Source organism: Methylobacterium sp. (genome assembly GCF_019745455.1).
GTDB lineage: Bacteria > Pseudomonadota > Alphaproteobacteria > Rhizobiales > Beijerinckiaceae > Methylobacterium.
Genome location: NZ_JAIETD010000077.1, coordinates 1 through 16762 on the forward strand (window position 1 = coordinate 1; position 16762 = coordinate 16762).

18 protein-coding genes are annotated in these 16762 nt (G+C 66.5%); 6 read left to right on the forward strand and 12 right to left on the reverse strand.

The window, feature by feature from the left end:
• Positions 1-189 precede the first annotated feature (189 nt).
• Positions 190-795 (forward strand): hypothetical protein, encoded by a 606-nt coding sequence (locus K2Y56_RS16365; protein ID WP_292509719.1) that lies wholly within the window; start codon positions 190-192, stop codon positions 793-795.
• 19 nt (positions 796-814) lie between these two features.
• Here K2Y56_RS16365 and K2Y56_RS16370 read toward each other — a convergent pair whose 3' ends face one another.
• The 4 genes from K2Y56_RS16370 to K2Y56_RS16385 form a co-directional block, all read right to left on the reverse strand.
• Positions 815-1060 (reverse strand): hypothetical protein, encoded by a 246-nt coding sequence (locus tag K2Y56_RS16370; protein WP_292509722.1) that lies wholly within the window; start codon positions 1058-1060, stop codon positions 815-817.
• A gap of 103 nt (positions 1061-1163) precedes the next feature.
• Positions 1164-1859: an esterase gene (locus K2Y56_RS16375; protein WP_292509725.1), complete on the reverse strand. Its 696-nt coding sequence runs from the start codon at positions 1857-1859 to the stop codon at positions 1164-1166.
• Positions 1860-1867: 8 nt separating this feature from the next.
• A complete protein-coding gene (locus tag K2Y56_RS16380; RefSeq protein WP_292509728.1) occupies positions 1868-2245 on the reverse strand; it encodes a nuclear transport factor 2 family protein in 378 nt (125 codons plus the stop codon).
• The gene (locus tag K2Y56_RS16385; RefSeq protein WP_292509731.1) at positions 2242-2718 is read right to left on the reverse strand and encodes an OsmC family protein; all 477 of its coding nucleotides are present in this window, start codon (positions 2716-2718) and stop codon (positions 2242-2244) included. Before K2Y56_RS16385 ends, K2Y56_RS16380 begins: the two co-directional genes overlap by 4 nt.
• Before the next feature lie 332 nt (positions 2719-3050).
• Between K2Y56_RS16385 and K2Y56_RS16390 the strand changes: the two genes are divergently transcribed.
• The 4 genes from K2Y56_RS16390 (at position 3051) to K2Y56_RS16405 (ending at position 6016) form a co-directional block, all read left to right on the forward strand.
• Entirely contained in the window at positions 3051-3479 is a 429-nt protein-coding gene (locus K2Y56_RS16390) for a PAS domain S-box protein (protein ID WP_292509733.1), read from the forward strand.
• Positions 3480-3594: 115 nt separating this feature from the next.
• Positions 3595-4845 carry a formyl-CoA transferase gene (gene frc, locus K2Y56_RS16395; protein WP_292509736.1) on the forward strand — a complete coding sequence of 417 codons (1251 nt, stop codon included), beginning with the start codon at positions 3595-3597 and terminating at the stop codon, positions 4843-4845.
• Between the two features lie 223 nt (positions 4846-5068).
• A complete protein-coding gene (locus K2Y56_RS16400) occupies positions 5069-5470 on the forward strand; it encodes a hypothetical protein (RefSeq protein ID WP_292509739.1) in 402 nt (133 codons plus the stop codon).
• A gap of 264 nt (positions 5471-5734) precedes the next feature.
• Positions 5735-6016, forward strand: coding sequence for a hypothetical protein (locus K2Y56_RS16405; RefSeq protein ID WP_292509742.1), 282 nt, complete (start codon positions 5735-5737; stop codon positions 6014-6016).
• 130 nt (positions 6017-6146) lie between these two features.
• Here the strand turns inward: K2Y56_RS16405 and frc (K2Y56_RS16410) are convergent, their stop codons facing one another.
• Positions 6147-7424, reverse strand: a complete 1278-nt coding sequence (gene frc, locus K2Y56_RS16410) for a formyl-CoA transferase (RefSeq protein ID WP_292509745.1) — start codon at positions 7422-7424, stop codon at positions 6147-6149.
• Between the two features lie 85 nt (positions 7425-7509).
• On the reverse strand, positions 7510-9261 hold the full coding sequence (gene oxc / locus K2Y56_RS16415; protein ID WP_292509748.1) for an oxalyl-CoA decarboxylase: 1752 nt from the start codon (positions 9259-9261) through the stop codon (positions 7510-7512).
• A gap of 726 nt (positions 9262-9987) precedes the next feature.
• On the opposite strand from oxc, the gene K2Y56_RS16420 reads away from it, so the two are divergent.
• Positions 9988-10680 (forward strand): GntR family transcriptional regulator, encoded by a 693-nt coding sequence (locus K2Y56_RS16420; RefSeq protein ID WP_292509750.1) that lies wholly within the window; start codon positions 9988-9990, stop codon positions 10678-10680.
• Positions 10681-10690: 10 nt separating this feature from the next.
• Here the strand turns inward: K2Y56_RS16420 and K2Y56_RS16425 are convergent, their stop codons facing one another.
• The 6 genes from K2Y56_RS16425 to K2Y56_RS16450 all read right to left on the reverse strand — a co-directional run bounded on the left by K2Y56_RS16425 (position 10691) and on the right by K2Y56_RS16450 (position 16568).
• The gene (locus K2Y56_RS16425; RefSeq protein WP_292509752.1) at positions 10691-11683 is read right to left on the reverse strand and encodes an oligopeptide/dipeptide ABC transporter ATP-binding protein; all 993 of its coding nucleotides are present in this window, start codon (positions 11681-11683) and stop codon (positions 10691-10693) included.
• Positions 11680-12657 (reverse strand): ABC transporter ATP-binding protein, encoded by a 978-nt coding sequence (locus K2Y56_RS16430; RefSeq protein WP_292509754.1) that lies wholly within the window; start codon positions 12655-12657, stop codon positions 11680-11682. The genes K2Y56_RS16425 and K2Y56_RS16430 overlap by 4 nt, the downstream gene beginning before the upstream one ends.
• A complete protein-coding gene (locus tag K2Y56_RS16435; protein WP_292509756.1) occupies positions 12654-13583 on the reverse strand; it encodes an ABC transporter permease in 930 nt (309 codons plus the stop codon). The genes K2Y56_RS16430 and K2Y56_RS16435 overlap by 4 nt, the downstream gene beginning before the upstream one ends.
• Positions 13580-14560 (reverse strand): ABC transporter permease, encoded by a 981-nt coding sequence (locus tag K2Y56_RS16440; RefSeq protein WP_292509758.1) that lies wholly within the window; start codon positions 14558-14560, stop codon positions 13580-13582. The genes K2Y56_RS16435 and K2Y56_RS16440 overlap by 4 nt, the downstream gene beginning before the upstream one ends.
• A gap of 16 nt (positions 14561-14576) precedes the next feature.
• Positions 14577-16208, reverse strand: coding sequence for an ABC transporter substrate-binding protein (locus K2Y56_RS16445; RefSeq protein ID WP_292509760.1), 1632 nt, complete (start codon positions 16206-16208; stop codon positions 14577-14579).
• 105 nt (positions 16209-16313) lie between these two features.
• Entirely contained in the window at positions 16314-16568 is a 255-nt protein-coding gene (locus tag K2Y56_RS16450) for a hypothetical protein (RefSeq protein WP_292509762.1), read from the reverse strand.
• Positions 16569-16762: the final 194 nt, after the last annotated feature.

Here is a 16762-nt window from a genome sequence, read left to right on the forward strand (position 1 = left end):
AATTCCACCTCAGGCCGCCTGACCGATGGCCGCTCCAACTCCACCCCGAATTTCCACCTCATTGACGGACACGACCCATTCGTTTCTTCGGGCACTGCCTTCGGGTGCCGGACGATGGCAGGTGCGGAGCATGATGCCGGGCTGGGTGAGCGTCCGTGATGACCGCCCGGCAGGCGGCATGACGGCACCATGAGCGCTAGAGCGGGGAAGGCCGAGTTCCTTCGGCAGATCATGAGCCGCACGCGATCGGGCATCGGCGGCGTCGAGCCGCTGATGACGACGGACGACTTCGCCCGGGACAATGTCCGGATCGCCTGCGAAGCCATTCAGCTCGGCCTGATCCGTCCTCACTGGGACGCGGAATGGGGCGGCTACGAATTGCGGATCACGCGGGCGGGCAAGCTCCTGCTCAACGGCCACATCGACGAAGCCGCGGCGGCGATCGACGCGGCGAGCAACATGGTCCGCATCTCGGGGCCGCCGCCCGAAGGGGCGCTCGGCTCCATGCTCTATCCGAGCGGCCCCGGCATGCCGATCGAAGGCATGTCGGCACGCTTCTACGCTCCCGAGATGATGCGCGGGGTGGCCACGGGCCATCTGCGGGTGGAGGACGGCACGATCCACGCCGTGGCCGATCCTGCAACCTCATCGGCGACCTGGGGCGTCAACGTCCACGCATCCATGGCCGGCGATACGAGGCCGTCCAAGCGGCGGGCGGCACCCGTCGAGAAGACCGAGGCCGGCCTGCCGTCGAGCCGCGCGGCCCGGCACGTCGGCAACGGTCGCTCGTCCTGAGACGGGAGCCGCGGAGCGGTCACGCCGAGCCCTCGGCCCTCGCCCTCGGCCTAGCGACAGGGCTGCCGAGCGGGCCTCGGTGAAGTGCGGCGATGTGGGAGGCGATCTCCGGCGGGAGAGTGCCGCCATGGTCGACGCCGAAGGCGAAGTCGAGGGCAGGCGCCAAGCTGGACGCGAGCGCCTCGGAGACGGAGCGAGCGGAACCGTTCCGCCCGGATTCCGACGGGCTCGTCATGCGCAGGTAGGGTGGCGTGAGGGCGAGCATGGCTTCCGCAACGCTATGCGAGGTGCCTTCGCCGGCGGTCGGCCCGGACAGGCAGTGCAAGCTAGGCCGCGCCGGTTGAACCGGACCTGAAGGAAGAGAGCCGCTACTCCGTTACGCCGCCGTCGGTGAAGATGAAGTCCACGGCCCGTGCCACGACCTCGGGCTGGTAGGCATGCGGTCCGTCGTACTCCACGGCCGTGACGTCGTAGCCTGCCTCGCCGAGGCGGGCCGCATGGACGCGGGCGCTGCGGTCGATGGGGATCTGCTCGTCGCGCGTGCCGTGGGAGATGAAGATCCGAGGCGCGCCCACCTGGATCGCCACCGACAGGAACCCCGCCGAGGATGCGACGACGTGGCTCGCGAGATCGCCGTTGGCGAGGCCGATCGAGAGAGCGTAGCTGCCCCCGTCGGAATGGCCCGCAAAGGCGAACCTGGCCGGATCGAGGAGGAAGCGCGAGGCGACCTCCGAAAGGGCGAGGGCGAGCCGCTCGCGGTCGGGTCCGTGGCCGCCGATCACGAGATCCCAGGTCGGGAAGAGCGATTGCGGCGCGAGGAGCAGGAAGCCGCGCTCGTTGGCATGCTCTTCCAGCATCGGCAGGATCTTCTCGGCGCTTCCCCCTCCCCCGTGGAACAGGACGACGAGGGGGGCGGGCCTGCGTGAATCGATGCCGGGTGGCACGACCAGCACGGCGTCCCGCTTCGGGAACAGTTCAAGGGCGTTGCGGCCTGGCGGCAGGGACGCCTGCGTCGGGAGTCGATGCGCGAAGCCGAGGCGGCCAGCGAGCGTGGGGTCGATCATCGGCGGTCTCAGCCCGTCGCCGATGGGCTCGACGGCCTGATCTTCAACTGGTCGATGATCCAGAGCCATCCGCCATCGGCCTGCTGCCTGGCGGTCTCGACCGAGAGCGTACCGTTCGGCAGGCGCGCGAAGGTCATGGCGATCGCTCCGTTGCGGATCGCCGGCAGGGCGTCCACGGCCGGGAACTCGGACTTTCGCGAGAGCAGGTCGGTGTAGAATCGCCGGATCGCCTCGTGCCCCGTCGCCACGACGGGACCGACGGCGACCACTGCTTCGGGCTCGTAGAGTGCAACGAGACCCTCGACGTCGCCGGCATTGGCCCGTTCGTTGAACAGGCGCGCGAGATCCTCGGGCTCACTCGCGAAAGGTCTGTCTGTCGTCGTCACGGCGCGTCCTCCAGGGTTGGCAGGATGGGTGAAGTCAGGAGCTTGCCCTCGCCGTCGCGGACGGCGACGGTCACCGGGATACCGGCCTGAACGCTCTCGGAGACGGTGCAGAACCGTTCGAACTGGGCGATCACCCGGTCGATGCGCGGCATCGCCTCCGCAGCGGCGCCCAAGCCGATCGCCACCTCGATGCCGCCGATGCGCAGGCGGCCCTCGCCGTTGCGCACGACCCGGCAGGTCGCCTCGGCCGAGAGGCCCTGTCCGTCCTGTTTGAACTTGGCCAAGGCGAAGACGAGGCTGGCGCAGAGGCAATTGGCAACGGCGGTGACGAGAAGCTGTTCGGGGAACGGGCCTTCTCCGTTGCCGATCGGCACGGCCTCGTCGACGAGTAGGGCCGGCAGGGCCTCACCGAAATCGACGGTGAACCGGAAGCCCTCGACCTGCGTGATCGTGATGCGCGGGCTGTCGCCCATCTCGTTCCTCTCCCGTTCCGCTGGCCGGTTCGCTTGACAGCTCCGGACGCTTGGCATACCAAATACCAATAACAAATCGTTCGAGAAAGCAAGTCTCGACAAAGCAAGTCTCGGCTTGGCCGAAAGGACGAGATCGAGGTTTAAATTCAAGGATAAATTGCCGATCATGACCTGGAGCGAGTTTTATGGTCATGTGTCGTGCAATAGCCAAGTTGAATAGCTGAGCTGTTTCACCGTCATGTTTTCCATGACACGTTGGCATCATAGGCGCAGAGTGTGAATTGCGGCGCCGGCCACGTCATCTTCGGAGCAAGGGGATCTTTCGCCGAGCCATGTCGCAGGCCATCGCACTGGATCAACTGGCGACCGCCATCGGCGATGCCGTCGTCGTGTCGGACCCGGACGGCGCGATCATCGTCTGGAATCCGGGCGCCGAGCGCATCTTCGGCTACGCCCCTGACGAGGCGATGGGCCGGTCCCTCGATTTGATCACGCCTGAACGCCACCGCCAGCGCCATTGGGATGGCTACGCCAAGACGATGCGCACCGGCGTCACCCGCTACGGCGCTGAATTGCTGCGGGTGCCGGCCCTGCACAAGGATGGGCACACGCTGTCGATCGCCTTCACCGTCGGCCTCCTCCATGGCGCCGACGGGACAGTCACCGGAATCGTCGCGGTGATCCGCGACGAGACCAAACGATGGGCCGAGGAGCGCGGCATGCGCCAGCGCCTCGCCGAACTCGAATCCCGCGTCGCCTGAAGGCGCGATGGAACCGCCAGGAGCTGGCTAACACCACGATCCGGATCCAACCGGGCACCGAAGTTCAGGACCTAACCAGAACCGTCTTTCGACACCGATCAGGGAGAACGTCACCATGAGCAAGCCGCTCGAGGGCATCAAGATCATCGATTTCACCCACGTCCAGGCCGGCCCGGCCTGCACGCAGCTGCTGGCTTGGTTCGGCGCCGACGTGATCAAGGTCGAGCGCCCGGGTTCCGGCGACGTGACGCGGACCCAGCTCCGCCACATCGAGGACGCGGACGCGCTCTATTTCACCATGCTCAACTCGAACAAGCGCTCCCTGACCCTCGACACCAAGACCCCCGAGGGCAAGGAGGTGCTCGAGAAGCTGATCCGCGAATCCGACGTCATGGTCGAGAATTTCGGCCCCGGGGCGCTGGACCGGATGGGCTTCTCCTGGGCGCGCATCCAGGAACTCAATTCGGGCATGATCCTCGCCTCGGTGAAGGGCTTCTCGGACGGCCACCATTACGAGGACCTGAAGGTCTACGAGAACGTCGCCCAATGCGCCGGCGGCGCCGCCTCCACCACCGGCTTCTGGGACGGTCCGCCCACCGTCAGCGCCGCGGCGCTCGGTGATTCCAACACCGGCATGCATCTCGCCATCGGCATCCTCACGGCGCTGCATCACAAGAACAAGACCGGCAAGGGCCAGAAGGTCGCCGTCTCGATGCAGGATTCGGTGCTCAACCTCTGCCGCGTGAAGCTGCGCGACCAGCAGCGCCTCGATGCTCTGGGCTACCTCGAGGAGTACCCTCAGTACCCGCACGGCGAGTTCACGGACGTGGTGCCGCGCGGCGGCAATGCCGGCGGCGGCGGACAGCCGGGCTGGGTGCTGAAGTGCAAGGGCTGGCAGACCGACCCGAACGCCTACATCTACTTCACGATCCAGGGCCATGCCTGGGCCCCGATCTGCAAGGCGATCGGTAAGCCGGAATGGGAGAACGATCCGGCCTACAGCACCGCCCGGGCCCGCCAGGACAAGATCATGGACATCTTCGGCACGATCGAAGACTGGCTCGCCGACAAGACCAAGTTCGAGGCGGTCGACATCCTGCGCAAGTTCGACATCCCGTGCTCGCCGGTTCTGTCGATGAAGGAGATCGCTGCCGATCCGTCGCTGCGCGCCAGCGGCACCGTGGTCGAGGTGCAGCACCCGAAGCTCGGCTCGTACCTGACCGTTGGCAGCCCGATCAAGTTCTCGGACATGAGCGTCGAGGTGAAGGCGTCGCCGCTGCTCGGCGAGCATACCGATGAGGTCCTCCTCGATCTCGGCTACACCCAACAGCAGATCGAGCAACTGCATCAGTCCAAGGCGGTCTGAGGCCTGATCAGGTCGATTGCGAAAGAAGGCGGTGCGTCGCGAGACGCGCCGCCTTCTTTGTTGAGGGTCCCTCGACAATCATGAACCGCTCGCGCTTCGGCTCGCTGCCAATCCCCCTTCGCGGTCTCCACATCAGCAGGATATCTCCAGACGTCGCATTGACACTAGGTATGACGAATACCAGTTTGGACCAAACAAGAACGCGATCATCGGAGGATCGCAGATGGATGCGAACCGAGAGTTCGTCGGCTGCGCCGCCGAGGTGCAATATATCCGGATGGGCCGCCCGGTTCGGGACGCCATGCGGCTTCTCGCGACGCCGGAAATCGGCGGCCTCGCGGTCATCGACGGGGCGAGGCAGGAAGAGGCCGCGATCATCGGCATCTTGACCGAACGCGACGACTTCCGGGCACTGGCTGCCGGCGGCCTCCAAGTCCTCGACGGCCTCGTCGGCATGCGCGCCAAAACGGATTTCCTGAGCGTCGACGTCGGCTTGGATCGGGCGGGCCGCCTCAGGCAGTTCTGTGCCCACGGGACCGATCACCTCGCCGTCATGGACGGCCTTTGCTTGGACTCGGTCCAGAGCATCTGGGACTGCCTCGCCGATACGCGGCCGACGGCATGACGTCGAGGCGGGAGCGAGGCCGTCACGACGTCGCAATCCGATCCGCGCATCCCGTGTCAAGCGGAAGCCGGACGGTCACGATGCGACGGTCGGCACGACTTGTCACTGATGCGCATGTTGACCGTGAATCGTTGTTGCTGCTATCGAAAAAGACATAATTACTAACTTGGTCTACCTAGACGGCAACGAATACGTTTGCAATTTTCGGACGTGATTGAAATTTAGGCTTCAGCGGCCAGTGGCCGGAACGGAAAGTGCCATCCGATGCGTTATCTGGCGATCCTCGACTGCCCCGTGATCTTCAGCGGCGAGAACACCTACTCGATGACCAGCATCGATATGTGCCCGTCCGTCGGAATCGCCCGCGGGTTGATCAGCCGCCACATCAAGGTGGTGGACGCACGTGTGCTCCTCGTCAGTATCTGGAGCGATGAGGCCGCCAGCAAGGCCTATTTCGATGCGGAGTGGTACGAGCGCGCCGCGGCCCTGTGGGGCGACGATTATCAGCTTCGGCTCGAAGCGATCGACGAGACCAACGTCGCCTGAGCCCACGCAAAAAGGCGCGGCCTCGATGGGTCGAGGCCGCGCGAGGTGGGAGGGCTTGGGCTGGTCCCCGATCCCCGAGGGAACCCGTCGGTCCTCGAGGGTCCGTGACCCCCGAGGCGTGGCTCACCGCCTATTCGGCGGCGATTCTCTGAACCGTTCCGATCGCGCCGGATTCCGCGATCTTGAGGCATTCGGCGTCGGAATAGCCGAGGACGTCGCGCAGGATCTCGTCTGTATGCTCGCCGAGAAGGGGAGAGCGGGTGATCTCGGTGGCGCTCGCCGACAGCCGGATTGGGTTTCCGACGGTAAGGTACGGTCCGCGGGTCGGGTGGTCGACCTCCACGATGGTTCCGGAGCGGCGCAGCGACTCGTCCTCGGCGATCTCCTTCATCGACAGGATCGGGCCACAGGGGACGTGGAGCGCGTTGAGGGTTTCCATCGCCTCGAACTTGGTCTTGGACATCGTCCAGGCCTCGATCCGCGTGAAGATCTCGTTGAGGTGCGGCAGCCGCGCTTTCGGGGTCGCGTAGTCCGGATGGGTCTTCCAGCCCGGCTCGCCGATGACGTTGCAGATCTCGCCCCAGACCGCGCCCTGGGTGATGAAGTAGAGGTAGGCGTTAGGATCCGTCTCCCAGCCCTTACACTTGAGGATGCGGCCTGGCTGGCCGCCGCCGGAATCGTTCCCGGCGCGCGGAACGGAATCACCGAAGGGAATGCCCTCGCCGAACTGGCTGTATTCCTCGAGGGGGCCGCGCTCGAGACGCTGCTGGTCGCGCAGCTTCACACGGCAGAGGTTCAGAACCCCATCCTGCATCGCGCAATCGACCCGCTGGCCGAGGCCCGTATGGGTGCGCTGGAACAGGGCGGTGACGATGCCGAGCGCCAGGTGCAGCCCCGTGCCGGAATCGCCGATCTGCGCGCCCGACACCATCGGGATGTCCGTGCGGAAACCCGTGGTCGAGGCGGCGCCGCCGACGCATTGGGCGACGTTCTCGTAGACCTTGCAGCTCTCGTAGGCTCCCGGACCGAAACCCTTCACCGAAGCGAGGATCATGCGCGGGTTGGCGGCCTGGATCGCCTCCCAGGTCAGGCCCATCCGGTCGAGGGCGCCGGGCGCGAAGTTCTCGACGAGAACGTCGCATTCCTTCACGAGGCGCCACATCACCTCGATGCCCGTCTGGGTCTTGGTGTTCAGGGTGATGGACCGCTTGTTGTGGTTCAGCATCGTGAAGTAGAGGCTGTCCACGTCGGGCAGGTCCTGGAGCTGCTGGCGCGTCGCATCGCCCGCGCCCGGCCGCTCGACCTTGATCACGTCCGCCCCGAACCAAGCCAGCATCTGCGTGCAGGCCGGACCCGACTGGACATGGGTGAAGTCGAGGATCTTGATGCCGTCGAGAGCCTTGCTCATGGGATGCTCCCAGGTGGGATGGCGTTGGCGGAAATCGACGCGCGGCGCTTCCCTCCCCCGAAGGGGAGGGAAGCGCCCTAGGCGATCAGCTCTGCTTCCGCTTCACCGCGCTCTGCGGGTTGAGGCTGCCGATATTGCCGCTCTCGGTGCCGGCCTGCGGGTCGATCACCGCGTTGATCAGGGTCGGACGACCCGAATCCATCGCTTCGTTGACGGCGCGGGAGAGCTCGTCCGGCGTGGTGGCGTTGACGCCGACGCCGCCGAAGGCCTCCATCATCCGGTCGTAACGCGAGTCCTTCACGAACACCGTCGTGCCGGGATCGCGGCCGGTCGGGTCGGTGTCGGTGCCGCGATAGATGCCGTTGTTGTTGAAAACCACGATGCAGACCGGCAGGTTGTACCGGCAGACCGTCTCGACCTCCATGCCGGAGAAGCCGAAGGCGCTATCGCCCTCCACCGCCAAGACAGGCTTGCCGGTCTCGACCGCGGCCGCGATGGCAAAGCCCATCCCGATGCCCATGATGCCCCAGGTGCCGACATCGAGGCGCTTGCGCGGCTGGTACATGTCGATGATGCCGCGGGCGAGATCGAGGGTGTTGGCGCCCTCGTTGACGAGGATCGCGTCGGGCCGCTCCTTGATGATGGTACGCAGGGCTCCGAGCGCCCCGTGGAAATCCATCGGCGCCACGTTCCGGCGCAGCTTCGATGCCATCTTGGAGAGGTTCTCCTCCTTCTTGGCCGTGATCGCGTCGGTCCAGGCCGAGGGCGGAGCCTTCCAGTCCTGGCCCATGCCGGCGAGCAGCGCCTCGACGCAGGAGCCGATATCGCCGACGACGGGAGCCACGATCTCGACGTTCGAATCCATCTCCTTGGGCTCGATGTCGATCTGGATGAACTTCTTCGAACCCGGCGCACCCCAGGTCTTGCCCTTGCCGTGCGACAGGAGCCAGTTCAGGCGCGCGCCGATCAGGAGAACGACGTCGGCTTCCTTGAGGACGAGGGAGCGGGCCGCACCGGCCGATTGCGGATGGGTATCGGGCAGGAGGCCCTTGGCCATGCTCATCGGCACGTAGGGAATGCCGCTCTTCTCCACGAAGGCGCGCACCGCCTCGTCGGCCTGGGCGTAGGCGGCGCCCTTGCCGAGGACGATCAGGGGGCGCTCGGCGGTCTTGAGGACGTCGAGGGCGCGCTGGAGGGCGGAGGGCGCCGGCAGCTGCGCCGGGGCCGCGTCGATCACCTTGACGAGGGACTTCGCGCCGGCATCCGCATCCATCACCTGGCTGAAGAGCTTGGCCGGCAGGTCGAGGTAGACGCCGCCGGGACGGCCCGAGACGGCGGCTCGGATGGCACGCGCCACGGCGATGCCGATATCGGCCGCGTGCAGGACGCGGAAGGCGGCCTTGCACAGGGGCTTGGCGATGGCGAGCTGGTCCATCTCCTCGTAGTCGCCCTGCTGCAGGTCGACGATCTCGCGCTCGGACGAGCCCGAGATCAGGATCATCGGGAAGCAGTTGGTGGTGGCGTTGGCGAGAGCGGTCAGGCCGTTGAGGAAGCCCGGTGCCGAGACGGTGAGGCAGATGCCCGGCTTCTTCGTCAGGAAGCCCGCGATGGCGGCGGCGTTGCCCGCATGCTGCTCGTGGCGGAAGGAGATGACCCGCATGCCCGCAGCCTGCGCGAGGCGGCCGAGATCGGTGATCGGAATGCCGGGCACGCCATAGATCGTGTTGATGTCGTTGAGCTTGAGCGCGTCGATGACGAGATGGAAGCCATCCGTCAGTTCCGGCTCGACCACGATCTCAGTGCTGTCGTCGATGATGCGCTGGGCCGTTGCAGACATGTCGTCTCCTCCTGTCGCTCGTCTCGTTTTGTTATGGTTGGATGGTGCAGCTATACGGATCGAGAGAGCCGGTGCGGTGGCGCCCCGTGCCGGCTCCCCTGCCCTAACGGGCGCGATCACCCCCGAGGGAAAGGCCTACCTGTCCGAGGGTCAAGGTGCGGTCCATGGCACTTCCTTCGAGGCATCTCGCGATGTCGTCGTCTCGGCCGTCCCGGTTCCGACGGCTTCGCGAGTGATCGCCCCGCCTATGGTCTCGGGTCGCCTGCGCACGGGGTCAGCATCGGCATGAAACGCGCCGTCGATGCCGTCGTGCGGGGCGGATCAGCCTGTCGCCGGCACCGCCAGCGTCCCCGTTTGCCTGTCCGAGATTTGTGGCATACCAAATACCAAGTGTCAAACATCCATCGAAGGTGACGCTTCAAGGATCTGTTTGACGGAGGGTAGGGTCGCGGCCTTCGGGAGACCTTTGCCGAGCTTTCGCAGCGAGGCCGAGATCCAGTTGTGCGCCGACATTGACGAGGGCGACAGGAAATGTCTTGTCTCGGTCTCATCGCCGGTAATGCCTTCGCCGCAGGATGGCACGACCTGCTTTCACTGTTGATAAGCCTTTCGCTTTCTGCATTCCGCGTGCGCGACCGCAATCCTTGTCCGACAAGGATGGATTTGGCATGCTCCAGACAATGCGTGCCCAGTCAGTCGTGCGCTTGAACTCGTTTAGGGATAGAGATGGTCAAGCCAGATCCGTTTCAAGTCAAACCAATTGCGACGACTTCGAGCTTGCGGGCGTTGGCTTATGATGCGCTGAAAGAAGCCGTCACCAATATGGATATATACAATCAGCGTGAGGAGGTGCGCCTTGACGAGCGCAAGCTCTCCCTGAAGCTGGGGGTGAGCCGCACGCCGGTCCGCGAGGCGCTGACCGTCCTCGAACAGGAAGGCTTCGTGCGCTTCGAGGCGCGCCGCGGCGTCTTCGTGATCAAGAAGACCAAGCAGGAGATCGTGAGCATGATCCAGGCTTGGTCGGCTCTCGAGAGCATGGCCGCGCGCCTCGCCTGCGACCGGGCCACCGACGGCCAATTGCGCGCGCTGCGGGAGAGCTTCCCTGAATTCTACGAGGGTCGACCCGCCGACCACCTCGACGAGTATTCGGATGCCAATATCCGTTTCCACCAGACGATCATCTCCCTCGGGCAGTGCGAGGTGATCGAGGACATCACCAGCAACCTGCTCATGCATGTGAGGGGCATCCGCAACACTGCCCTGCGCCAGGGCGAGCGCGCGGCGAGCTCGATCAAGGAGCACGTCCAGATCATCGAGGCGCTTGAGGCCCGGCAGGCCGATCTCGCCGAGCGGCTTGTCCGCGAGCACGGGCTCGGCCTCGCCCGCCACGTCGAGACCTACGGCGACTACCTGAACTGAACCCCTCGGTTCAGCGGTCGCGCCCCTCCTCCGCCGCGTGGCAGGCCACGCCGTCGAGGAGGCGCGGCACCTCGCGGCGGCAGCGCTCGTTCGCCAGCGGGCAGCGTGGGTTGAAGGTGCAGCCCGGCGGCGGATCGATCGGGTTTGGGATCTCGCCGCTGACCGGAATACGGGCGCGGCCGATGCGTCCGAGGTCCGGGACCGCGTCGAGCAGCATCCGCGTATAGGGGTGGCGGGGATTCACGAAGATCTCGCGCCCGCCGCCGATTTCGACGAGGCGACCGAGATACATCACGCCGACCCGGCTCGCCATGTGGCGCACCACGGCGAGGTTGTGGCTGATGAAGAGGTAGGTCAGCCCGAGCCGGTCCTGCAGGTCGCGCATCAGGTTGAGGATCTGCGCCTGCACCGACACGTCGAGGGCCGAGGTTGGCTCGTCCGCCACCAGGAACTCGGCCTGCGAAGCCAGCGCCCGCGCGATGGCGATGCGCTGGCGCTGGCCGCCCGAGAACTCGTGCGGGTATTTGCGGCCATCGTCGGCGTGGAGGCCGACGAGTCCGAGGAGCTCGCCGACGCGGGCGCGGATCGCGGCCTCGCCCTCGATCAGGCCGAAGGCACGGATCGGCTCGGCCACGATGGCGGCGACCCGCCAGCGCGGGTTCATTGAGGCATAGGGGTCCTGGAACACCATCTGGATGCGGGCGCGCAGGCGCCGGCGCGCCGCCTCCTGTCGCGGATCCACCATCGAGATGCCGTCGATGCTGACCTCGCCCCCGCTCGGCGGCAGGAGCCCGACCACCATCCTGGCCACCGTCGACTTGCCCGAGCCGGATTCGCCGACGAGCGCGAAGGTCTCGCCGCGCGCGATGGCGAAGGAGACGCCGTCCACCGCCTTCAGGCTCTGGCGCGGCAACCGCTCGATCACACGGTCGAGCCAGGGCTTCGAGACGTCGAAGCTCCGGCGCAGGTCGGAGACCTGGACGTAAGGGGTGTTCGCGCTCACGCCACAGCCTCGCCGTCGTAGAGATGGCAGGCGACGGCGCTCGGCCCGACGGCGCGAGGTTCCGGCCGCTCGGTCCGGCAGCGATCGAAGGCGTGTTCGCAGCGCGGATGGAAGGCGCAGCCCGGCGGGATCGCGGTCAGGCGCGGCATCGCTCCCGGGATCTGGGCGAGGCGCCCCTCCCCCTGGGTCAGGGTCGGGATCGCGCCCATCAGGCCCCTGGCATAGGGATGACGCGGGGCGTGCACCACGGCTTCCACCGGGCCGATCTCGGCGATGCGCCCGGAATACATCACGGCGACGCGGTCGGCGGCCTCGGCGATGACGCCCATGTCGTGGGTCACGAGCATGACGGCGGTGCCGTGATCGCGGCACAGGCGCTTCAGGAGCGCGATCACCTGAGCCTGGACCGAGACGTCGAGGGCCGTGGTCGGCTCGTCGGCGATGACGAGCTCGGGTTCGGCGGCCAGCGCCAGGGCGATCACGACTCGCTGCCGCATGCCGCCGGAGAATTCGTGCGGATAGCCGTCGATGCGCCGCTCCGGCGCCGGAATGCCGACCTCGGCGAGAAGATCGATCGCGCGGGCGCGGGCGGCGCGCCCGGACAGGGCGGTATGGGTGCGGATCGTCTCCACGAGCTGGTCGCCGACCCGGTAGAGCGGATCGAGGGAGGTCAGCGGGTCCTGGAAGATCATGCCGATGCGGCGGCCGCGCAGACGCCGCATGGCTTCGGGCGGCAGGTCGTCGATGCGCTCCCCGGCGAGCCGGATCTCGCCGCCGGCGATGCGGCCGGGCGGATCAAGGAGCCCGATCACCGCCGCCCCGGTCACCGACTTGCCGGCTCCTGACTCGCCGACCACGCCGAGGATCTCGCCCTGCCCGATGTCGAAGGAGACGCCGTCGATCGCCTTGAGCGCGCCGCGCCGGGTCTCGAAGGCGACGGCGAGGTCGCGCACGGAGAGGATGGGGGCGCTCATTGCAGCTTCGGATTCAGCGCATCGCGCAGCCAGTCGCCGAGCAGGTTGATGGCGATGACGAGCCCCGCCAGCGCCAGCCCCGGAAAGGCGACCACCCACCATTCCCCCGAGAACAGGAAGCGGTTTCCGGTGCGGATCAGAGTTCCCAGCGAGGGCATGGTCTCGGGCAGGCCGGTGCCGAGGAACGACAGGGTCGCCTCGGTGATGATGGCCAGCGCCAGGTTGATGGTGGCGATGACGAAGACCGGGCCGGTGACGTTGGGCAGGACGTGCCGGACCATGATGACGGGGGAGGACAGGCCGATGAGCCGGGCGGCCTGGACGTAGTCCTTGCCGGTCTCGACCATCACGGAGGAGCGCACCGTGCGCGCGTACTGGACCCAGAACGAGAGCCCGATCGACACCACGATGAGCAGGATCGTCGCCTTGGGATCGAGGCCGCCGCCGAAGGCCGCCTTGGCGACGCCGTCGACCACGAGGGCGATGAGGATCGCCGGGAAGGTGAGCTGGACGTCGGCCACCCGCATGATCAGGGTATCGAGGGCGCCGCCGACATAGCCGGCGACGAGCCCGAGCGCGATGCCGAGGGTGCCAGACACCGCCACCCCGAGGATGCCGATGATCAGCGACAGGCGCAGGCCGTAGAGCACCGCCGAGAGCACGTCGCGGCCCTGGTCGTCGGTGCCGAGCAGGAACGGCGCCTGGCCTTCGGGCGACCACAAGGGCGGCAGGTTCGAGTTGATGAGCTCGAGCTGAGCGGGATCGTAGGGATTCTGCAGCGAGATCCAGGGGGCGGCGAAGGCGAGGCCGAAGAGGAGCAGCGTGACGGCGAGCCCGATCATCGCCGTCTTGGAGCGCTTGAAGCTCGCCCACAGGTCGGAACCGAGGAACCGCCCGAGGCGCGACGGGGCGATCGCCTCGCTCATGCGGCGCGCCCGGTCGAGAGACGCAGCCGCGGGTCGACCATGGTGTAGAGGACGTCCACCGCGAGATTGATGGTGACGAAGATCGCCGCCACGAGGAGCAGGTAGGCGGCCATGATCGGCACGTCGACGTTCTGCACCGCCTGGACGAACAGCAGGCCCATGCCGGGCCACTGGAACACCGTCTCGGTGATGATCGAGAAGGCGATCACCGAGCCGAGCTGCAGCCCGGCGATGGTGATGACCGGGACCAGGGTGTTCTTGAGGGCGTGCCCGAAATGCACGGCGTTGGTGGTGAGCCCCCTCGCCCGGGCGAAGCGGATGTAGTCGGTGCGCAGGACCTCCAGCATCTCGGCGCGCACGAGGCGCATGATCAGGGTCATCTGGAACAGGCCGAGGGTCACGGCAGGAAGGATCAGGGCCTTGAGGCCGGAGATCGTGAGGAAGCCCGTCGTCCAGAAGCCGAGCCGCACGGTGTCGCCGCGCCCGTAGGAGGGCAGCCAGCCGAGCGTCACCGAGAACAGGAAGATGAGGAGGATGCCGATGAGGAAGGTCGGCAGGCTGACCCCGACGAGGGAGACCGCCTGGAACAGGCCCGCGAGCCAGGTGTCGCGTCTCAGCGCGCAATAGACCCCCATCAGCACGCCCACCGACAGCGCGAAGAGGGTGGCGCAGAAAGCCAGTTCAAGGGTCGCCGGGATGCGCTCGGCGAGCAAAGCCGCCACCGGTTGCCGGAACTGGTAGGAGATGCCGAAATCGCCCTTGAGCACCGCCCCGGCGTAGCGGGCGAACTGCACCAGGGTCGGGTCGTCGAGGCCCAGGCTCTTGCGGATCTCGGCGCGCTCGGCCGGCGGCGTGTCGGGCCCGACGATCTGGTTCACGGGATCGCCCGCGAACCGGAACATCGAGAAGGCGATGAGCCCGACCACCGCCAGCACGACGACGGCCTGGATCGCGCGGCGCAGGATGAAGGCCAGCATCGCTAGAGGCCGCCGCTCAAGGCTGCTTCGACACCCAGTACAGCATCAGCATGTTGTCGGGCCGCTGCACCAGCGTGACCTTCTTCGAGACCCCCCAGGCGAGGGCCTGCTGGTGCAGGGGGATGTAGCCCCAATCGGCCTGGATCTGGTCGAAGCCCTGCTTGATCTGCGCATCCCGCTTGGTCTGGTCGGTCTCGCCCTCGACGAGGTCGGCGAGCGCGTCGATCTTCGGGTTGCAGTAATTGCCGAGGTTCCAGCCACCGCGACCGGTCTTGTCGGTGCCCCTGCAGCCGGCGATCTCGTAGAGGATGTTGTGGCTGTCCTGCGAGGATGGCGTCCAACCGACGAGATAGAACGAGGTGTCGTAGGCGGGAGCCAGCACCTTGGCGAAGTACTTGGCCTTGGGCTGGGCGTTGAGGTTCACCTTCACGCCGACGCGGGCGAGCATCGAGACGACCGCCTGGCAGATCGCCTCGTCGTTGACGTAGCGGTCGTTGGGGCAATCCATGGTGACGGAGAAGCCGTCGCCGTAGCCGGCGGCGTCGAGCAGGGCCTTTGCCTTCTTGGGATCGTAGGCCGGGCGCTTGAACTCGCCGGAGCGTGCATAGAGCGAGGGCGCGATCAGGAGTGCGGAGGGCGTCGCCTGGCCGCGCATGACGCGCTTGGCGATCGTGTCCTCGTCGATGGCGAGATACAGCGCCTCGCGGACCCGAGCGTCCTTGAACGGGTTCTTGCCCTTGACACTCGAGTCCTTGAGCTCGTCGCGCCACTGGTCGAGGCCGAGGAAGATGGTGCGGTGCTCGGGCCCTGCCATGACCACGGCGTTGCCGCTCGCCTCGACCCGCGGCTGGTCCTGCAGCGGCACCGGATCGATCCAGTCGACCTCGCCCGAGAGGAGCGCGGCGACACGAGTCGCCGAGTTGCCGATGGTGGTGAAGATCGCCTCGTCGAGATTAGATTCCACCTTGCCCCAGTAGCCGGGGAACTTCTTGAACACCGTGCGCACGCCGGGCTGGTGCTCGGTGACGACGAAGGGCCCGGTGCCGTTCTCGTTGAGGGCGGCGTAGCTCGGCGAGGTCGCGCTGGCCGGCGAGGGCGCCACCGCCCCGTTCTTCTCGGCCCAGGCCTTCGACATGATGTACCAGGTCGAGAACTGGTGGATGGCAATGGGATTGGGCTTCTTGAGCACCATGTCGACGGTGTGGTCGTCGACCTTCACGAATTCGGCGTCCGAGGGGATGTTGGTCTGGAAGTTCGAGCCCGGAGCCCGGACGCGGGCGGCGGAGAAGATCACGTCTTCGGCGGTGAAGGGCGATCCGTCATGAAAGGTCACGCCCTTGCGCAGCCGAAAGCGCCAGCGCGTCGGCTCGGGAATCTCCCAGGACTCGGCGAGCTGGGGGACGATCTTGAGGTTCTTGTCGCGGGTGACGAGGGATTCGTAGGCTGCTCCGTGCATCCCGATCGTGAAGCTTTCCTTCAGCGAATAGGGATCGAGGGACTTGATGTCGCCCTGGAAGGCGAAGCGGAAGACGTTGGCGGCCTCCGCTGAACCCGCCGCCGAGAGGCCGATGCAAATGCCGAGGAGGGCGGTACCCCCGAAACGCAGGAAATCCAGAGACGTACCGAGCCGTGCTGTCTTCATACGCATGAACAGACCATTCCATCGCTCTCGCGTCATGTAAACCTGTCCGCTCGCACGCCTTCGGTGCGGTCCTGCGAAGCGGAACTCGTGCCATCGACCGGGACGAGGTGCTCAACCACCCTGGAGGTTCTCGGCAAAATCGTCTGGGATCTCGCCGAACTGGCCGAGGATCGTGACACCTTCGAGCTCGCCGGTCTCGTCGTCCGCGACCACCTTGAGGGCTGCCGTGCCGGGCAGCCGTCCGGCCATGGCCTCGGCCTTCTTGAGAGCGCCGCTTTCCGTCGGCGAGACCTCCCGGTCACCCGGCACCAGACGCTTGCGCTTGATCACAAAGGTTTGGACCACGAAGGTCGTCTTCATCGTCATGGCGGGCCCTTCGCTGCCGGGTTTTTCGCGGGGAGACCTGCGCGGCCGAGGGGGGGGACGTGAGGGCGTCCGCCCAATCTGCCGCGCGTTGGGGCGCTCGATATCACATCGCCGGGTTGCCTGCGCATGAAGGTCGCGGCGTTGCGTCCCGTTTTGCGCTGCGAAAAACGCTTGTTTAAGGATGATCATCCAGG

What these genes read in the sequence shown, in the direction of transcription:
- K2Y56_RS16420 (WP_292509750.1), top strand. Translation starts at nt 9,988, where the DNA reads ATGGTCAAGCCAGATCCGTTTCAAGTCAAACCAATTGCGACGACTTCG.
- frc (WP_292509736.1), top strand. Translation starts at nt 3,595, where the DNA reads ATGAGCAAGCCGCTCGAGGGCATCAAGATCATCGATTTCACCCACGTC.
- K2Y56_RS16405 (WP_292509742.1), top strand. Translation starts at nt 5,735, where the DNA reads ATGCGTTATCTGGCGATCCTCGACTGCCCCGTGATCTTCAGCGGCGAG.
- K2Y56_RS16450 (WP_292509762.1), bottom strand. Translation starts at nt 16,568, where the DNA reads ATGACGATGAAGACGACCTTCGTGGTCCAAACCTTTGTGATCAAGCGC.
- K2Y56_RS16400 (WP_292509739.1), top strand. Translation starts at nt 5,069, where the DNA reads ATGGATGCGAACCGAGAGTTCGTCGGCTGCGCCGCCGAGGTGCAATAT.
- frc (WP_292509745.1), bottom strand. Translation starts at nt 7,424, where the DNA reads ATGAGCAAGGCTCTCGACGGCATCAAGATCCTCGACTTCACCCATGTC.
- K2Y56_RS16435 (WP_292509756.1), bottom strand. Translation starts at nt 13,583, where the DNA reads ATGAGCGAGGCGATCGCCCCGTCGCGCCTCGGGCGGTTCCTCGGTTCC.
- K2Y56_RS16440 (WP_292509758.1), bottom strand. Translation starts at nt 14,560, where the DNA reads ATGCTGGCCTTCATCCTGCGCCGCGCGATCCAGGCCGTCGTCGTGCTG.
- K2Y56_RS16375 (WP_292509725.1), bottom strand. Translation starts at nt 1,859, where the DNA reads ATGATCGACCCCACGCTCGCTGGCCGCCTCGGCTTCGCGCATCGACTC.
- K2Y56_RS16365 (WP_292509719.1), top strand. Translation starts at nt 190, where the DNA reads ATGAGCGCTAGAGCGGGGAAGGCCGAGTTCCTTCGGCAGATCATGAGC.
- K2Y56_RS16385 (WP_292509731.1), bottom strand. Translation starts at nt 2,718, where the DNA reads ATGGGCGACAGCCCGCGCATCACGATCACGCAGGTCGAGGGCTTCCGG.
- oxc (WP_292509748.1), bottom strand. Translation starts at nt 9,261, where the DNA reads ATGTCTGCAACGGCCCAGCGCATCATCGACGACAGCACTGAGATCGTG.
- K2Y56_RS16445 (WP_292509760.1), bottom strand. Translation starts at nt 16,208, where the DNA reads ATGCGTATGAAGACAGCACGGCTCGGTACGTCTCTGGATTTCCTGCGT.
- K2Y56_RS16370 (WP_292509722.1), bottom strand. Translation starts at nt 1,060, where the DNA reads ATGCTCGCCCTCACGCCACCCTACCTGCGCATGACGAGCCCGTCGGAA.
- K2Y56_RS16390 (WP_292509733.1), top strand. Translation starts at nt 3,051, where the DNA reads ATGTCGCAGGCCATCGCACTGGATCAACTGGCGACCGCCATCGGCGAT.
- K2Y56_RS16430 (WP_292509754.1), bottom strand. Translation starts at nt 12,657, where the DNA reads ATGAGCGCCCCCATCCTCTCCGTGCGCGACCTCGCCGTCGCCTTCGAG.